Here is a 16,698-nt window from a genome sequence, read left to right on the forward strand (position 1 = left end):
AGCAGCACTATAATGAAATTTATGAAGCCGCTGTTTGATCAACAATCACACCTTTATTTGCTCGATGCAGGTTGCGGGGAAGGCACTCATTTAAGCCACATTCAGGATAAGCTGACCTGGAAGGGAATCACCGAGCTTACAAGCGTAGGTATGGATCTGTCTAAAGAAGGTATTGTGGCCGCAGCCAAAGAATATCCTCATACCCTCTGGTGTGTTGCAGATCTGGCTCATTGTCCGTTTTCAAATCAACAATTTGACGGTGTACTCAATATTTTATCCCCTTCTAATTATGCTGAATTTACAAGAATTCTTTCGGAGGACGGCTGCGTCCTGAAGGTCATTCCCGAACAATATTATCTTCGGGAATTGAGATGCTTGTATGAACAGAAAAAGAATAAGCCTGCTTATTCGAATGATAATATATTAAGCCGATTTAAAGATCATTTTAAACTTCTATCCGCCGAACGGGTAACCTATCGTTTTATGTTAAATGCCGACCTCATGAAACCTTTGCTCCATATGACTCCCTTATCGTGGGGAGCTACGGAAGCAGACTGGCAGCGAGTGCAGGAAATACATTTACCGTATGTCACAGTAGATTTGCTCATCTTATGCGGTAAAAAATAGAATACCAAAAAAGCATTCACAGCATGGGACCACCCATGCTTCGTGAATGCTTTTTTTGCGTTAGTTCCGTTGCTTAAGAAAAACGAGTGTAGCGCAACAGGTGAGCCAGCCGATTGAGCCGTTCTATCTCCCGATCCAACTCATGCAGCGGCTGTCCAGCCAAAGCTGCGTTTGCTCTCAGATCCCGTAGCGGGTTCATTTTCCGACCCATGAGTTTGAGCACCGTGGCCTTCCCCATGTTATTCACCACCACATATTGCGTTAGCGGGTCAAGCTCAATCCACAATACATGATGCTGTTGAAAAAACGACAATAGTTGCTCTTTTAATGCCTCCAGCTCTTCAAGCCCACTTGTGATTTGCGGATGATGATGAAAAGCCACATAGCCCATCACCCGCAGGTCACTTATGATTTGTTCCAAATGAAGCGTTTCGTGTATGTACACATTGTTCGTACGCATGCGGTTTTCTGCACCATTCGTATGATCTTCCCGGATGACGTTCACCACCTGACAATCGTGATATCAAGCTTTATCTTTCCCCTTTTCCACTATAGCGTAATCGGCTTTGAAAAGTCAGGGCGTATACAAACCTTTCGAACAAAAAAACAACCGGCTTATACGCCAGTTGTTTCCCGTTCCACAAAATACTTATTGGTCATATAATGGGCCTTGCCTCTGGAAGTATCCACCATTCCCTTTTTGTTGTCGAGAAAAACAATCTCCCGGCATTTGGTGCAGTACCACTTGGTCCGCTTAAAGGGAGATTCTGTTACATACGATGTACCACATTTGCAATCTACTTTAATTAAGGTTTCTGTGGATTTGTAAGCCTGGGACAACTCTTTTAGGCCAGTATCCGGCTGTTGAATCGGGATAATAACCTCCTGATAGCTTGAATACTGATTATGCACTTTAAAATCAGCTACTAGTTCCGCATGCAATCCAAAGTACTCTTTGCCAATCTCGGTTACAAATTTCTTGCCGATTCTGTAACACTCAAGCCATTCCTGTATCTGTTGATTAGACAAAGGCACTGTGCCCTTGATACCACTATTTAATGTGTAAGTCATGATGTATAAAGTATCATCTTGTCTATGTCCGTACATGAGAAGCCTCCTTATAATACACTTGATAATGTACTACAAAGCGCAAAAAACATCAATTTTATTATTTGGCAAAAGATATAGTATCATTTCCAGGTATGGATTTAATATATTGTGGTAAGCACACAAAGACGTGTGGGCGTCTAGTTAGAAGAGCAACTGACAATCTGTCAGTTGCTTTGTCTTTCCACATAGTATTTGTTGGTCATGTACCACGCCTTGCCTTTATCCGTATCCACCATGCCCTTTTTACGATCCAGGAACACAATGTTATTACATTCCTTGCATGACCACTTGGTTCTTTTGTGCGGTGACTCTTCTATATAGGAAGCACCACATTTACATTCTACCTGAATTAATGTTTTATACTGGCTGTACGCCTCTACCAGTGGGTCCAGCTCTACAGCTTTGCGTTCCATTACAGGCTGTATTATGGATATGTGTTCTCTCTGCTCCGAGTATTCATTATGTACCTTGAAATCTGCTACCAACTCAGGGTTTAAACCAAAATATTGTTTCCCCACAACCGTTACAAACTTGCTGCCAATTCGATATGCTTTAATCCATTCCTGTACCTGCTTACTGGTTAGGTCGACAGTTCCTTTTATACCGCTGTTCAGCGTATAAGTCATCAAGTGTTGGTTGGGTGTCATATGTCTTAACGTTCACCTCCGATCAAGAATATACCACAGGTAGCTCTAGGCAAAAGCTACTTCCGGCTACCTGAAGCAATGAGCTTTTTCTGCCTTGTGATTCTTCTTCAACACCTATATAAAAGTATAGCTCAAAACCTGACCCATCTTCCATCCTGTCGTCATGCTGAATACTGCTTTTGTAGGGATTTATATTCTTAGACTATCACCAGATGCATTTCTATCTTAGTATAACTTTGTGGTACAGTCTTATGTTTTGATCACTCCTGTTAATTGCACTATGATCTCTAATGGTAGTTTCTTCCTTCTATATATAGTACATCATTTACACGCAAATTCCCACATATTTCAGCGGTTTAATCGTTTTACTTTTTTACATACCACAAAACAAAAGCCTTCCCGACCACCCTTCACTGTCGAAGGATCATCGAGAAGACTTTGTACCCCGCAAGGAACGAGAGGTCAGATTTTTAATTCGCCAAGCCTGATTAATTCCACGACCGCCTGTGAACGACCTTTTACGTTCAGTTTCTGCATTACATTGGAAATATGGTTTCGGACCGTTTTTTCGCTAATGAATAGCTGTCCGGCGATGTCACGTGTTGTTTTGTCCTGCACGAGCAGTTCAAATACTTCACGTTCACGGTGAGTTAACAAAAACTTGTTTTTGTGGTCGTTACCCTTCGTCAATTTCACCCCTCCTTGCTCGGGTTTTGTGTGGTGTAACAAGGTTAAGGGATACAGTCAACACATTTTATGTCATGTGCTCAGGTATGGTTCAATATGCGGATAAAAATGGGCATAGGCACCTTACCATCCCCCTCCGATGGAGGGTTGAACTCTGCGTCTAATTTATGTATTGACAGGCATATGGGCCAGCCTTATGATAAGAAAAACCGCGACTGATAATCATTATCAAAATAAAAATTCGATATAGATATCGCGCAACAGACTATGGTTCAAGGCCAGTTTGGCCAGAAAGGGTGTTCATTGATTATGAAACTACGTTATGCCGTACCGGCCGGAGTGCTAGTCTCTTCTATTCTGTTCGCAGGTTGCGGACAAACCGGAACTACTACTCAACAGCCTGCTGCAACGACCAAAGATGCAGGAGCAACAACACAGACAACGACTCCTGCCGCTTCTGCCCCCAATTTTGATCAAGCGGTAGCAGCTTACCGCGCCTATGCCATCGAGCAATGCGATACGTTTGTGAAGAAGACAGAAGAATTCACGAACGCGGTCAAAGCTGGCGAGCTGGATAAAGCCAAGGCGCTGTATGCTCCTGCACGTATGTACTATGAACGGATTGAACCGATTGCAGAAGCGCTGGGTGATCTTGACCCGAATATTGATGCACGTGACGGTGATGTGGATGCAGCGGATTGGCGCGGCTTTCACCGGATTGAAAAAACATTATGGGAAGAAAACACAACCAAAGGAATGGACGAGTTTTCCGACCGACTGCTGAATGATGCCAAGCTGCTACGTGCCAAAGTAGAAACAGTTAATATTGACGCCAGCCTGATGGTAACGGGTGCAGTCGAGTTGTTGAATGAAGTATCTACCTCGAAGGTGACGGGTGAAGAGGAACGATATTCCCATACAGATTTGTACGACTTTGCAGCCAATGTAGAAGGCGCGCAAAAGATATATGACATTTTGAAAGCAGATCTGAACCAAAAAGATGCGACGTTGGAAAAACAAATTGGTGAGCGCTTTACGGCCTTACAGCAGGAGTTGGCTCCTTTTAAGGACGGAGAAGGCTATGTATCGTATACAAAACTGAAACCGGAAGAAGTTAAAAAGCTGAGCCAAAACCTCGATGCCTTGGCAGAACCGTTGTCCCAAATGGGGAAATTGTTAGGAGTGTAATGATATGAAAGGCTTTAAGCGGCAAAAAGGGCAAGAAAAGCCGCAGTATGCGGAATCCCATAATGAACAGGGCGATCTGGTAAAAAAGGATGCGAAGCTAGTGAAAGATGATCCGTCAGGAAAAAGCAAATCCGTATCACGCCGAGACCTATTGAAGCTGGCCGGGGTAGGTGGACTAGGCCTCCTGCTTGGCGGCGGGGGCGTGGGAGCCGTGCTGTCAGCCGGTCAACGTCTCGAAAGCATGATGACGGATGCGGACACCAAAGATGTAATCCCTTTTTACGGTAAGCATCAGGCAGGTATTGTGACTCCGGCGCAGGATTTCATCTGCTTCGCGGCTTTCGATCTAACAACCAGCGACAAGGAGCAGGTGCGCAACCTCTTCAAAGCATGGACGGAAGCAAGCGCTACAATGACTTCTGGCGTGCTGCTTGGCAACGATAATGAAAACCTCAACCTCCCTCCTTCCGATACGGGCGAGGCGGCAGGATTGTCGCCATCCCGCACAACGATCACCTTTGGTGTGGGCCCATCCTTTTTTGATGGACGATACGGCCTGGCAGGGCTTAAACCTGCCGGGTTCCGTGAGCTGCCCCGTTTTCAAGGGGATGCCCTGGAGGAGCAATGGTGCGGCGGCGACATCGGAGTGCAGGTATGTGCCAATGACTTGCAGGTAGCTTTCCATGCCCTGCGTAATTTGGCACGTATCGCCAGAGGAACGGCGGTGCTTCGCTGGACGCAGGAAGGCTTCCAGCGGACAGCACAGGCCGATCCTGCGGGAAGCACACCGCGCAATTTGCTGGGCTTCAAGGACGGTACAGGGAACCCGGATACCTCTAAGGCAGACGAGATGAATCGGCTGGTGTGGACACAGACCAGTGACGGACCAGCATGGATGGGCAACGGCAGCTATATGGCTGTACGCCGTGTACGCATGCGGGTAGAGGTGTGGGATCGCTCAACATTGGGCGACCAGGAGGATACTTTTGGACGTCATCGCAGCAGCGGGGCCCCACTCGGCAAGGTCAAGGAGTTCGACAAGCTCGATCTGGCGGCCAAAAATCCAGAAGGCAAGCCGGTTACGCCTCCCACCTCTCATGTGGCTTTGGCTCATGGGGACGGGAGCATTAATATTTTGCGGAGGTCTTATTCGTATTCAAGCGGATTGGACAAGCAAACAGGACAGCTGGATGCCGGGCTGCTGTTCATCAGCTACCAGCGTGATCTGTTCAAGCAGTTCGTTCATATTCAGGAGAAGCTTGCACGCAATGACAAGCTGAACGAATACATTGTACACAAAGGCAGTGCGGTGTTCGCCTGCTTCCCGGGTGTATCGCAAGGCGGTTACATCGGGGATACGTTATTTTAGTAGCAGGCAAGGAAGGGGATTTATATGAATCGGCGTAATAAAAGCTTGGGATGGGTGTTGGGGTTGGTGGCAGCTCTGCTGCTGACTGTAACTCCCTTCATTTCCGGTTCCGGGTCGGTCGCTTTTGCACAAACAGATGCTAAAGCTGTCACCAATGATCAGCTAATGCCTGTAGTGGGCGGCGCGCTGGTGGAGGCGGGACAAGCCCAATGGACGGAAGCCTCCAAGGATCTGAAAGAATTCCGCACGCTGTGGGAGGCCGCCAAAACGAATGGCGGAGATTCAGCTCACATCGCGGCTGTAGATCAAGCACTCACCGATGCTGAGCAGACACTCGCCAGTGGCGGCGGGGAACCAGCGAAAGCTGCCTTATCCGTGCTAGCGCGCTCGGTCAATGAGTACGTCACTGCGGCCGAAGGGGACAAACCAGCCCCGGCTGGAGCCAAAGCAGCGGAAAAACTGCTTCCCATGGCGAAGGGCAGTCTAGCCGCCATGCAAAAAGGCGATTGGGCTGCTGCCCGGGTGGATTACGATCGAATCGTCAAAGCCTGGTATCAGGTAGAAACACCGATTCGTTTGGACAATTTTCCGGTATACAGTTCGCTCGAAACTAAAATCAGTCTCATTCGCATCTCCATGCAAGCTGAGCCCATTCGCCAAGAACAGGCTCTTAAGGAAATGCAGGAATTAACGACTCTGCTGTCTGATTATAGTCAGGGCAAGTCTGTGAACACAGGCCAAGGAACAGATGCAGGCAATACGGCTACGGGAACGGCGAATGGTTCGGCAGCTTCTCTGACCGATGCAGTCACCTTGCTCGAATCCGCACGCCAAGATGCTGTAGCTAATCAATCAGAGCAAGCAGCTGATAAGGTAGTGCAGTTTATCGCTCTATGGCCTTCCGTCGAAGGACATGTACAAATTTCCGATCCGACGTCTTACACTGCGATTGAAAATGAAATGACCGAAACTTCCGGATATCTTCTGTCTTCTCCACCGAATACGGACAAAGCTATTCAGACTCTTGATCAGATGCTGGACAGGCTCCATCCGTTAACGGAAGAACGTTCTTACACTGCGTGGGATGCTGCGCTGATTTTGCTGCGTGAGGGCCTGGAGGCCATCCTCGTGCTCGCAGCTCTGCTGGCGTATGCCAAAAAAAGCGGCGAAGCCGTGGCTGGACGGTGGATATGGGCAGGAGCCGGAACGGGGCTTGTGCTGAGTGGAATTCTGGCAGTACTGTTCACCACACTGGTGGCAGCTGCCGCATCAGGCAGCATGCGTGAGCTGCTGGAGGGTGTCACCGGGCTGGTGGCGGTCGTGCTGATGCTGACCGTTGGCAGCTGGCTGCATAGCAAATCCAATGCTGCCGCGTGGAACCGCTTTGTGGAAAATAGCGTGGGCAACGCGCTGGCACGGGGAAGCCTGTGGTCGCTATTTGCGGTTTCTGCGCTCGCAATTCTGCGTGAAGGAGCCGAGACAGCTATCTTTTATGTCGGTATGGCTCCAGCCATCGAAACCTCGCAATTGCTGATCGGCATTAGCTCGGCGACGTTTATTCTGGTCATTCTGGCGTTTGCAATCATTAAATTTAGTGTACGGTTGCCGATTCGCGCATTTTTCCTGACTGCCACTGTACTGATTTACTATCTCGTATTCCGATTTCTGGGCGAAAGTATTCATTCGCTTCAGGTGGCTGGCAAGCTTCCGGGGCACACTGCCTCCTCACTTCCGTCCATTAGCTGGCTGGGAATGTATCCAACTTGGGAAACGTTTGTCCCACAAATCGCTGTACTGATCTTTATGGTATGGCAGCTTGTGCGTCAGGAAATGCGCAGCACCAAGCAACATTAAGTCGATACTACCCTACTCATCATGTAAAAAAACGCCAAATCACAGTCCGATTTGTATCGGTTCCCATGGGTTTGGCGTTTTTTTTACATACTTACAACACATCCTCAGGCAACGGAATCATGCGCTGATGATGCAGCAGGTCTGTGCGGTCACCGTGTTCACGAATGACATGCACCTCCCCACGAAAATCGAGCAGCTCCGCCGGGGTAGCATGTCCCAGAAATTGTAGTGGACTATAGCTTAATCCATAGGCACCTGCATTCGGAAAGGCAATATAATCGCCCTCGTGAATCGGAGGAAGCTGCGCTTTTTTCACAATACAATCCTCGGGTGTACAAAGCGGACCGACAATGCTTACCGTCTCAAGCTCCAAGGATGCTTCCTCCAGAGGTCCTCCTATTCGGCTTGCGACCTCTTCTAATGATTGTTCGACAGCAACAGCCGTCTGAGCAGAAGCGTCTCTCTGCACTTTCCGTAGGGTTGCTTCTACTTCTCGTTCTTCGGATTCTTTCGGTTCTCCCGCTTGCCTGCGCATAATTCGCACCGGGTAGTTGTCCCTGATGCGCCGTCCTCGAAAAGTAGCTGCGGCGTAGTGATTCATGCCACCATCAGCCACGACAAACTTCTCTCCCTTGGATTCCTTTGTATACAATGCCCGGCAGACATACATGCCCGATTGAGCAACCAGATACCTGCCGCTTTCGATGATTAGCTTCACCCCGGGCATGCGGGATCGCGTCTGCTCCGCGAGTGTGTTCAGTCCGTCAATGACGTGATCCATATCGAGCGGCTGCTCATGAGCAAAATAAGGTACACCAAACCCGCCGCCCAAATTGACCGTATGCATTGCCACACCATACTGAGCCTGTACCCGTTCTGCCAGCTGCAGCGTATTCGCAAATGAAGCTAAAATCTGATCCGATTTCAACATTTGCGTACCTGTATATACCTGAATACCTTGAAAATGGACGTGTGGGCAATCTTCCAGCACCTTAAAAAAGTGATCCAGCTGCCCTTCATCCACTCCAAAGGGGCGCGGAACACCGCCCATTTTAATCGTTGCTCCAGACAGATCGTTATCGGGATTGATGCGAACCGCAGCCCTGACAAGCTGGCCCGCTTGGGCAGCAATGTCCTCCAGCAGACGCAGCTCCCTCACCGATTCGACATGAATACAGCCGATTCCACAGGCTACCGCCTCGTTCAGCTCGGCTACTGTTTTTCCCGGTCCGGCGTACAGTACGTCTTCCGCAGCATACCCGGCCTCTATAGCGACGAACATTTCTCCAGCCGAAGCAATCTCAACACCACAACCTAATGAACGCAGCAACCCAGCCAAGGCTACGTTACCATTAGCCTTGAGCGCATAATGTACACGCACGTCCGGGTGCAATCGGGATAGCAACGAGCTGACGTGGGCATGCAGCGCGTCCCCGTCATAATAGTAAAATGGCGTCGGATGCTCGCCGAAACGCTCCAGTAAGGCTTCGTCCTTTTTATCCATCACCTGAGTTCCCCTCCTCTCTTTGCCTTGATACTCCGTATTTTGCATCATTTGCTTCCCTCCGCTCGAAAACACAATCATACTCATACTGCATAAATCGTCTCGCCCGAGCGTGCTGCTTCATGAATGGCTGCCAGCAGTCTGACGCGTTCAGCAGCCTCGCGAAATGGAATGGGCTCCGCTTCTCCCCGGATGATGCTACAAAAGGTATTCAACTGATTAACATAATAGTTCATAGGCTCGAAAACCGTTTTGGTATGCGAAGATGTCTGTGATAACACAGGCAGTGCGTCCATATCTGTTATATTCGGTATGATATCCTTCTTTATTTCCGTCCTGAGTGTCATTTTATAAAAGCCTAAATTTGCCCGAAAGCAGTCCTTCAAGGTGACCACTGCCGAATCAAAGGTCAGTACATGAGCACAGCGATAGGGCCGCTCGAATGAAAAGAGGGCAGATGCCTCTATTCCGCTCGGATAACGGGCTTGCGCACGAAATGTCCAGTCACAGCCATGAGGACCATCGAAATCCGATTGACTGTGGAATTCCGCCTGCTCCAATCCAACGACGGCTTGAAGTAACTGGAGCCAGTACACGCCCAGATCCCAAAAGCATCCCCCACCCTGCTCCGGACGAGATCTGTAATTGTCCACATGTCCTTCTTTTGCCAGAATGCATAGACTCGTCTCTATGGAGCGTAAGCGACCATAACGCCCCGATTCTACGATCCTCCGCAGCTCATGCTGCCAAGGATGGTGCTGCACCATGACTCCCTCCAGCAGGTAAGCGCTGCTCTGTTCGACTGTTGCTGCCAAGGGAGCCAGATCGGCCGTATTCAGGCATAACGGCTTTTCCACCAGCACATGCTTATGAGCCCGTAGTGCTTTGTCAATCCACTCGGCATGTAAGTCGTTGCTGAGCGCAATATATACAGCATCGATCTCCGGGTCCTTTAGCATATCCTCAGCATGCCGATAAACGACACTGACGCCAAAACGATCTGCCATTTCTCCTGCCTTGGCAACCGTGCGGTTCGCAAGCGCGGTCACGCGTGCCCCTGCAACATGTCGGATCGGTTCCAGCAACGCACGGGGAGCAATGGCAGAACAGCCAATGATCCCAAAGCGAATATCTCGCATCGCAGGCTCTTGCGCAGCCGTCGCAGCGTTCATGATCCCTGCTCCATTCCCGGTGAGCCTGCTGGCATTTGGATGCTATTCACATAGGACTCTATATAACGCGGCGTTCGACTGCGCAGCTCTACGATCCTGCGATGCATATCCTCCAGTATCTGAGCATTGCCGTCATAGGTTTGTATCCACGTATCGTACCGCATACCAAGTCCCAGCCGTTCCCATAGATCTGCATTATGCTTTTCATGCACACCAAATGGCTCCAGCATGATGAGCGGAGTGGCTGTAGCGAACGAATCGGTTAGGCTGCCACCTCCTGGCTTGCTGACAATGGCCTGAACACGACATGCTTGGTCCAGCATGTTATGGTAATCCGGTCCGACCTGATACACGGTCTTCTCGCCCTTTTTCACCTCTCCGAAAGGCGGAAATGTATGCTCCCCGGCTTCATTACGCTGCCATGTCCTCCACTGCGGATCCATCTGAAAATAGCGTATACTGTCCCGCTGTTCATCCGGTTGATCCTGATCATACAACAGCAGATCCAGCTCCCAGCCCGCTTCTTCCAACCGTCCAACCTTGTCACGGTAGGTGCCCATGCCCCAGCCGCCGCCATGTACGAATAAGCGGGATTGCCGCTCTTCAAACGGAACATACTCCACGGCCGGGACATCAATATAGTGGCTGACTCTATTGTTATCATTTTCAAAAAAGGTCGTTTCTCCACAGCCATCCGCAAAACGCGGGTTATGCTTGGCTAGATTTTTCCAGGAAGGAGAAGGTGTCGAATCCATGTACACGATGTCCACATGCACCGACTCCGGTTCTCTGCGCTTGCGATACTCCTCCAGTACATACATCCAATGACCCGATAAACATATAAAATACCGCCGATCTTCCTCCATCCATTGGTTCAGCAGCACTTCCATCGCAGCGAGATCCAGTGAATTACGCATATCCTGCGGAACCTTTTGTGACATTAAGGCCACTGCAAAATTGTCATGGTAAGCTTTGCGGCTTTTGTCGACCTTGAGACGGGCCGATTCTGGCAGCACATTTTCAAATACATGAATCGCCGTATCCACGCCCAGCCTGCGAAGACCCGCTTGCAACAACAAGCCAGGGGTATAAAAGCCCAATCCGAAACCGGAACACAAAATCGTTACCTTCATAAGCTTATCCGTACTCTTACGCATGCTCATACGCCTCCCGTTTAATTCAGCACTGTAAAATGATGCTCTGCCAAAAAACGCTCCAGCTTTGTAGTCAATCGCATTTTATCCTCATCGCACGCAGCAACCAGTTCCAAATAAAGACGACCCTTGCCTCGTGCCCGTTCGCTTCCAGCGGTTTCTTTTTCACCAATCAAGTCTGGCTTAGCCATACCGTTCCCTTCTAATCCGCCATCGCTGGCCCCAATCCCGCTCACACGAACCTGCTTGACAGGCGATTTGCCTCCGCGCCCGGTTGCATTTCTGCTTGGCTTGCTTGTATGGCCCACAATCTTGTTCTCGCCATCTCGTCCACCTGTGTTCACATATAACGTATTGGCACCCAGAGGCATGACACCTTCTTCACGTTCACCTGTGAACAACAATCCTTCACCTTTCAGCCCTTCCAGCAGTTCTTCATAGGATAGACTGCCATCATGAGACAGTGAATAATTCGTCAGTGTGCCACGCATATTTTTCCCGGCCAGAAAGGTATCGAGCTGATGCTTGATCAAACTCATCGACTTTCTGGCATTAATTTCGATAATAGGCTCCAGCTTCCCACCACGAAGTGTCATGGAATCAATGCAAACATCGCCGTAATAACCATCCTGATACAATTGCCGCCCCACGTCCTGCATTAAGCTAAAATAACCCTCGCGCTCCAGCCGCTCCAAAAAGGCTCCGTCCGGCGACAAGGATTCCCGATAAGAGAATTGAGTATTAGCCAGCCATTGTACAGATATGATAGCGACACTTCCATCATCACCAATCGTAAATTGGCATGAAAAATCCTGCTCCTTCTCCTGGAAAGGCTCCAAAAGGAAAAGCACCTGTTTGCCTTTGCGCTCCTGTCCACGTAAATACGATACGATCCGGTCCAGCATTTGTGTCGAGGTAATGTGCAGGTTTCCTTTGCCCGATACGCCAAAATCATCCTTGATTAAAAAGCTTCCATCCCGTAGCAGCTTACGCCCCGCCTCAGCGACATCTGCAAACGAAGTCACAATATAGCCCGGGTTGCGCAGACCAAGGCTGCGTTTCAGATCAGAGGAATACGTTTTGGCATTTACCTTGCGAATCGTTTCCAGCGGTGGCTGATGCAGTGTTATTCCCCAAGCACGTGCAGCCTCCTCCACATGCGGTAAACCCGCAAACGGGCTAAGCACACAGCCTTCCAGTTGAGGAAACCCCTCTCCGGCATCGGCCTTGCGACTGCCCAGCAGTTCAAATACTGAAGCAGCCGATACGTTGCCTGCACGCTCCATTCCGTCGGTCAAATCTCGTTCGTTGACAGCCGGATGAAAGCCCAACTGCGCGATATACTGACGATGTACGGGCGAAATGGCATAACGGGTCAATAACGCATCTCCCGGCTGGCAAAAGCTGAACAGCAGTTCATCCATGGCTGCTACAATCGCAGAAGAAGCCCGGTCAGGCAGGGTTGGCAGGGAAGCTAACTGGGCATCCCGCCAGTAAGCCTCCGCTTCGAACGTTCCCATATACAAATGACGCTGATTCGGTATCGCATTCATATGATTCGCTTCCTTTCCTGCTTCATTATTGGCCCACTACACGGTAGCGCTACTGGCTCGCGCTCGTATAATCACGTAGAGCAAACTGCCATATCAGGCGGATGATCGCCAGCAGCCAGAGAGGTGCGAGAAATGCCCATACCACTAACCCGGTTTCCATTTTGCCGAGAATGAACATGGGCGGAAAATTACAAATGACAAACACCGGAAGCACGAACAAACCGATACGCTGAATCAGATTACTGTACACGGCCATCGGCACATAGTTTGTCTCGAAAATGCTGTTGGACAGCTCCGTAACGCCGTTCGTGCGGATAATCCAGAAGGCCAGCAGTTGGGGGAGCAAAAATACGGAGTATGCCGTAAGCACTCCGCCTCCGAGCAGCACAGAGAACCCTCCTACGGTTTCAAAATTAAACGGCAATTCGAGTCGATACCAGCCGATCCCAGTCATAATTCCGCCGCCAATTACATTCGGCACGGTATAGCCCAGTTCAAATTGACGCAGTGTCACCATAAATTGCAGCGATACGGGTTTGGTCATGAGCACATCCAGTGAGCCGGTACGAATTTTGTCAGGCAGGCTTGTAAAATTACTGTAGAACAATCCACTATAAAATCCGCTCATCATCGTAAACACGCCGATATATAACAATATGGCGTCGGGAGACCAGCCGTTAATGTCCGTCCCGGCGCGGTATGGAACCGATGCATACAGCAGCTTGATGAGCAAATAAGCCGTTTCGACCAGAAATGCAGTTATAAAATTAATGCGGTATTCCATCTGCGACATGACGGAAAACTGGACAAACTTCCAGTACAGTCTGATGTAGCGTCTAACGTTTCGGAAAACATTTTTCATGTTAACCTCCCACCGAGACAAAGCGTTTGACCCCGGCTTGCCACACCCAGCGTGATACGGCCGCCAGCACTACAATCCAGAGCCATTGCACGCCAATGCCTTTAGCGGCTTCCAGCAAAGTCAGCTTGCCCGTTAACGCATTCACCGGAAAAAACACGGTGTAGCTGAACGGCAGCAGACTGAACAGACGGGCCAAAACATCTCCAAAAATCGTCAGCGGAAACACGGTACCGCTAGCTACGTAAATGACAAGCGACAGCGTATAAAATAGCCCCGCCGATTCCGTCACCCAAAAGGCTATGCCGCTCAGCGCATAATAGACCACAAAATTAAGCACAAGCGCTCCCGGCAACGCCAATATGTAAAGCAAGATGTACGATAGCCCGAAGCTGATTTGTCCTTCCAGGCTAAGACATAACAGCAAAATAGCAGCCGCCAGCAGCACGACCGCGGACTGTATGACTTTGCCTCCGATAAACCGGCAAAAACGGTAAGCGAAATAATGCACAGGCTGTACCATGAATTTTGCCAGTCCACCTTCCTTGATATCTGTAGCAATTTCGTATTCAAAGCCCGTAGCAATCAGTTTCCCAGTTACTCCCGCCATGACCACATACACCAGCATTTCTGGCAGAGAATAGCCCAGCACTCTTGCTTGTCCCGAAGAACCGAATACAGCTAGCCAGAGAAAAATTTGCGTCATGATCGGCAGCATAAATCCCGCCATTTGGAGCCAATAATTAGCCCGATACTCCATTTCGTTTTGCATGCCAAGCTGGAGTACCTTCACATATTTGTTATTTCGCATCGGCCAGCCTGCCCCCATCGTACAAATTGGCTATCCCCTCTTCCAGCGGGACGTCCTCAATCGTAAAATCAACGACAGGCAGTGCGTCCAAAATCTTTTTGGACCAAGCCAAGGTATCTTCTGCATCCAGCTCAAATACCGCCTCCATCTCCGAGTTGGAGCGAAGTTTGCCGAGGCTCGCCAACGTTAGGTTGGATACGGGGGTCTCCAGTCGAACCTTAAGTAATTTACGGGCACCGATGACCTCATTCACCTTGTGTAAGTCTCCGTCATAGACCAATCTGCCCCCGCTGATAATGATGGATCTACTGCACAAATCCTCAATATCCTTCATATAGTGGCTTGTCAGCAGGATGGTCGTCCGGTGCGTGCGGTTATAGGCTTTGAAAAACTCTCGAATCCGCCGCTGAGAAACAAGGTCCAGTCCGATGGTCGGCTCATCCAGCAAAATGACCCGTGGACGATGCAGCAGCGCGGCGATCAGTTCCATTTTCATACGCTCGCCGAGAGACAACCGCCGAACCTGCACATGAAGCTGTTCCTCCACCCCAAGCAGAGTGACCAGTTCATCCAGCGCCTCTTTATAACGGTTTTCATCGATTTCATAGATAAGCTTGTTCAGCTCGAATGACTCGCTTGCAGGCAAATCCCACCAGAGCTGGTTTTTCTGTCCCATTACAATGGAAAACTGACGTTTAAACTCTTTTTGTCGTTTCCACGGGGTAAAGCCGAGTACCGATGCCTCCCCGTCCGTGGGATGGAGAATGCCAGACAGCATTTTGAGCGTCGTTGTTTTGCCCGCCCCGTTTGGACCGAGAAATCCGACAATTTCGCCTTCCTCAATGCTAAAGCTGACATTTTGCACAGCCTCTTTGGTCAGCTGCTCACGCTTGAACAAGTTTTGTAACGATTTGCGCACGCCCGGCTCCTTTTTGTAGTACGTAAATGTTTTCGACAATTGGTTTAATGTAATGGACGGCAATCAATTCCCCTCCTCTTTCCTCTGTGCAGGACACCTGGATGAACGTGTCTGATACGGCCGAATGCTTGGACTACTCGGCTGCTTGCTCTGCTAAAATCATCAGTTCCTCCAGCATATGCCGCTGTCTTTCAATTAAATGCAAAGCTCGTTCCGTAATTTCAGGCATCCGATGCTTGCGGAGTTGAAGCCCTGTTTTGTAAATATGCAGATTAAGCTTGTGCCAATCCGCGTACAGCCCCTGTGCCAATTCAATTACATGCTGTGTTTGTGGCCCCAGCGTGGCTTGATGCAGCAGGCAATAATCAGCTGTATAATCCGTCAAATGAAGGGCACTGCCCAATCGCAGATTGTAATAGATTTCATGACAGTACGTCCGAAAATCCTGATCCTCCATGTCTGCCAACAGACGGAAGTCATCAACAAATGCCCGGTACCCCTCATCTCCCCGCTTGACCTGCTTGCCTGTTACAGCTTTCCCCGTTTGACTTTCCGACTCATTAGACGTAGGTACGCCTCTCCAGATGGCTTCGTGTCCAGTCAAATACTGTCGAATATGATGAGCACACGCAGCATGCATCTCACTTGGCGAAAGCGGGGCAGGCTGCTCCACCAGCCATGCATACTCAATAATACCCTGCATCAGATCGTCGAGCCGGGCTGAGCCCACATAAGTCATGGCATGTCCCGAGGAATCGAGCAGGAAGCTATCATTCACCTGTGCTGTTCGTTCTTGCAAGTCCAATCCGCACAACTCTATCACGTGGCCCCTTGGGTAATTTTTCACATATACATCGTGATAGGTTAAGGCGGTGCTCGACGTATGCAGCATGGTCCCATAGCCCGATGTGAGTACTCGCAACAGGTCAGTTTCATCGCTGACACCAGCGACCCACGGTTCCACCCGAATAACAGGTCCGCCACTAGCTGCCATTTCTTGAAGCTGCTCTGGATATTTCTCAGGTCCGAAGCGCTTCAAATCTCCACCATACTCTGCGCACATACTCCCACACAGCATGAATAGCTCGGATTCGGCCATGGTCACCCCGTACCTCCGCAATGAGGTACGCAGGGAAGAATATACACAATGCTTCCCTGGAAGAGCGTTTGCCACTTCTTCTGCACCATAGTCCACAAAGGAATCATGACGAGTCTTCATATCGGATTCCTGCATAGACCTTGTC

The 16,698-nt window shown here is 49.6% G+C and carries 16 protein-coding genes; 4 read left to right on the top strand and 12 right to left on the bottom strand.

Going from position 1 to position 16,698, the window contains the following annotated elements; translation table 11 throughout:
- Window positions 1-12: 12 nt before the first annotated feature.
- A complete protein-coding gene (locus T3H97_RS20240; RefSeq protein ID WP_328802856.1) occupies window positions 13-627 on the top strand; it encodes a methyltransferase domain-containing protein in 615 nt (204 codons plus the stop codon).
- A gap of 73 nt (window positions 628-700) precedes the next feature.
- Here the strand turns inward: T3H97_RS20240 and T3H97_RS20245 are convergent, their stop codons facing one another.
- The 4 genes from T3H97_RS20245 to T3H97_RS20260 all read right to left on the bottom strand — a co-directional run bounded on the left by T3H97_RS20245 (window position 701) and on the right by T3H97_RS20260 (window position 3,074).
- Window positions 701-1,087, bottom strand: a complete 387-nt coding sequence (locus T3H97_RS20245) for a hypothetical protein (RefSeq protein WP_328800696.1) — start codon at window positions 1,085-1,087, stop codon at window positions 701-703.
- Window positions 1,088-1,242: 155 nt separating this feature from the next.
- Window positions 1,243-1,734 carry a hypothetical protein gene (locus T3H97_RS20250; RefSeq protein WP_013311697.1) on the bottom strand — a complete coding sequence of 164 codons (492 nt, stop codon included), beginning with the start codon at window positions 1,732-1,734 and terminating at the stop codon, window positions 1,243-1,245.
- Between the two features lie 167 nt (window positions 1,735-1,901).
- Window positions 1,902-2,384 carry a hypothetical protein gene (locus T3H97_RS20255; protein WP_023990049.1) on the bottom strand — a complete coding sequence of 161 codons (483 nt, stop codon included), beginning with the start codon at window positions 2,382-2,384 and terminating at the stop codon, window positions 1,902-1,904.
- Between the two features lie 462 nt (window positions 2,385-2,846).
- The gene (locus T3H97_RS20260) at window positions 2,847-3,074 is read right to left on the bottom strand and encodes a helix-turn-helix domain-containing protein (RefSeq protein ID WP_007431813.1); all 228 of its coding nucleotides are present in this window, start codon (window positions 3,072-3,074) and stop codon (window positions 2,847-2,849) included.
- Window positions 3,075-3,380: 306 nt separating this feature from the next.
- Between T3H97_RS20260 and efeO the strand changes: the two genes are divergently transcribed.
- Genes efeO through T3H97_RS20275 form a run of 3 tightly spaced genes read left to right on the top strand, consistent with a single transcriptional unit; the run spans window position 3,381 to window position 7,482 of the window.
- Entirely contained in the window at window positions 3,381-4,259 is an 879-nt protein-coding gene (efeO, locus tag T3H97_RS20265; RefSeq protein ID WP_328800697.1) for an iron uptake system protein EfeO, read from the top strand.
- A 4-nt stretch (window positions 4,260-4,263) separates the two neighbouring features.
- Entirely contained in the window at window positions 4,264-5,628 is a 1,365-nt protein-coding gene (efeB, locus tag T3H97_RS20270; protein ID WP_328800698.1) for an iron uptake transporter deferrochelatase/peroxidase subunit, read from the top strand.
- 24 nt (window positions 5,629-5,652) lie between these two features.
- Window positions 5,653-7,482 carry an FTR1 family iron permease gene (locus T3H97_RS20275; RefSeq protein WP_328800699.1) on the top strand — a complete coding sequence of 610 codons (1,830 nt, stop codon included), beginning with the start codon at window positions 5,653-5,655 and terminating at the stop codon, window positions 7,480-7,482.
- Between the two features lie 91 nt (window positions 7,483-7,573).
- On the opposite strand, the gene T3H97_RS20280 is transcribed toward T3H97_RS20275, so the two are convergent.
- The 8 genes from T3H97_RS20280 to T3H97_RS20315 form a co-directional block, all read right to left on the bottom strand.
- Entirely contained in the window at window positions 7,574-8,986 is a 1,413-nt protein-coding gene (locus tag T3H97_RS20280) for a type III PLP-dependent enzyme domain-containing protein (protein WP_328802857.1), read from the bottom strand.
- An 83-nt stretch (window positions 8,987-9,069) separates the two neighbouring features.
- Entirely contained in the window at window positions 9,070-10,158 is a 1,089-nt protein-coding gene (locus tag T3H97_RS20285; RefSeq protein ID WP_328800700.1) for a Gfo/Idh/MocA family protein, read from the bottom strand.
- Window positions 10,155-11,315, bottom strand: a complete 1,161-nt coding sequence (locus T3H97_RS20290; RefSeq protein ID WP_328800701.1) for a UDP-glucuronosyltransferase — start codon at window positions 11,313-11,315, stop codon at window positions 10,155-10,157. Before T3H97_RS20290 ends, T3H97_RS20285 begins: the two co-directional genes overlap by 4 nt.
- A 17-nt stretch (window positions 11,316-11,332) precedes the next feature.
- The gene (locus tag T3H97_RS20295; protein WP_328800702.1) at window positions 11,333-12,865 is read right to left on the bottom strand and encodes a hypothetical protein; all 1,533 of its coding nucleotides are present in this window, start codon (window positions 12,863-12,865) and stop codon (window positions 11,333-11,335) included.
- A gap of 49 nt (window positions 12,866-12,914) precedes the next feature.
- Window positions 12,915-13,727, bottom strand: coding sequence for an ABC transporter permease (locus T3H97_RS20300; RefSeq protein ID WP_328800703.1), 813 nt, complete (start codon window positions 13,725-13,727; stop codon window positions 12,915-12,917).
- Window position 13,728: 1 nt separating this feature from the next.
- Window positions 13,729-14,535: an ABC transporter permease gene (locus T3H97_RS20305; protein ID WP_061828871.1), complete on the bottom strand. Its 807-nt coding sequence runs from the start codon at window positions 14,533-14,535 to the stop codon at window positions 13,729-13,731.
- Window positions 14,525-15,517 (bottom strand): ABC transporter ATP-binding protein, encoded by a 993-nt coding sequence (locus tag T3H97_RS20310; protein ID WP_103050076.1) that lies wholly within the window; start codon window positions 15,515-15,517, stop codon window positions 14,525-14,527. The genes T3H97_RS20305 and T3H97_RS20310 overlap by 11 nt, the downstream gene beginning before the upstream one ends.
- Before the next feature lie 70 nt (window positions 15,518-15,587).
- Window positions 15,588-16,673 carry a hypothetical protein gene (locus tag T3H97_RS20315; RefSeq protein ID WP_328800704.1) on the bottom strand — a complete coding sequence of 362 codons (1,086 nt, stop codon included), beginning with the start codon at window positions 16,671-16,673 and terminating at the stop codon, window positions 15,588-15,590.
- Window positions 16,674-16,698: the final 25 nt, after the last annotated feature.

The sequence above is a fragment of the Paenibacillus sp. LX16 genome (genome assembly GCF_036252815.1).
Lineage (GTDB): Bacteria > Bacillota > Bacilli > Paenibacillales > Paenibacillaceae > Paenibacillus > Paenibacillus polymyxa_B.

Excerpts from the sequence above, each read along its gene's own strand:
- T3H97_RS20245 (WP_328800696.1), bottom strand. The coding sequence starts at position 1,087 with ATGCGTACGAACAATGTGTACATACACGAAACGCTTCATTTGGAACAA.
- T3H97_RS20300 (WP_328800703.1), bottom strand. The coding sequence starts at position 13,727 with ATGAAAAATGTTTTCCGAAACGTTAGACGCTACATCAGACTGTACTGG.
- T3H97_RS20275 (WP_328800699.1), top strand. The coding sequence starts at position 5,653 with ATGAATCGGCGTAATAAAAGCTTGGGATGGGTGTTGGGGTTGGTGGCA.
- efeO (WP_328800697.1), top strand. The coding sequence starts at position 3,381 with ATGAAACTACGTTATGCCGTACCGGCCGGAGTGCTAGTCTCTTCTATT.
- T3H97_RS20285 (WP_328800700.1), bottom strand. The coding sequence starts at position 10,158 with ATGAACGCTGCGACGGCTGCGCAAGAGCCTGCGATGCGAGATATTCGC.
- T3H97_RS20295 (WP_328800702.1), bottom strand. The coding sequence starts at position 12,865 with ATGAATGCGATACCGAATCAGCGTCATTTGTATATGGGAACGTTCGAA.
- T3H97_RS20240 (WP_328802856.1), top strand. The coding sequence starts at position 13 with ATGAAATTTATGAAGCCGCTGTTTGATCAACAATCACACCTTTATTTG.
- T3H97_RS20305 (WP_061828871.1), bottom strand. The coding sequence starts at position 14,535 with ATGCGAAATAACAAATATGTGAAGGTACTCCAGCTTGGCATGCAAAAC.
- T3H97_RS20280 (WP_328802857.1), bottom strand. The coding sequence starts at position 8,986 with ATGGATAAAAAGGACGAAGCCTTACTGGAGCGTTTCGGCGAGCATCCG.
- T3H97_RS20315 (WP_328800704.1), bottom strand. The coding sequence starts at position 16,673 with ATGAAGACTCGTCATGATTCCTTTGTGGACTATGGTGCAGAAGAAGTG.
- efeB (WP_328800698.1), top strand. The coding sequence starts at position 4,264 with ATGAAAGGCTTTAAGCGGCAAAAAGGGCAAGAAAAGCCGCAGTATGCG.
- T3H97_RS20290 (WP_328800701.1), bottom strand. The coding sequence starts at position 11,315 with ATGCGTAAGAGTACGGATAAGCTTATGAAGGTAACGATTTTGTGTTCC.
- T3H97_RS20255 (WP_023990049.1), bottom strand. The coding sequence starts at position 2,384 with ATGACACCCAACCAACACTTGATGACTTATACGCTGAACAGCGGTATA.
- T3H97_RS20250 (WP_013311697.1), bottom strand. The coding sequence starts at position 1,734 with ATGTACGGACATAGACAAGATGATACTTTATACATCATGACTTACACA.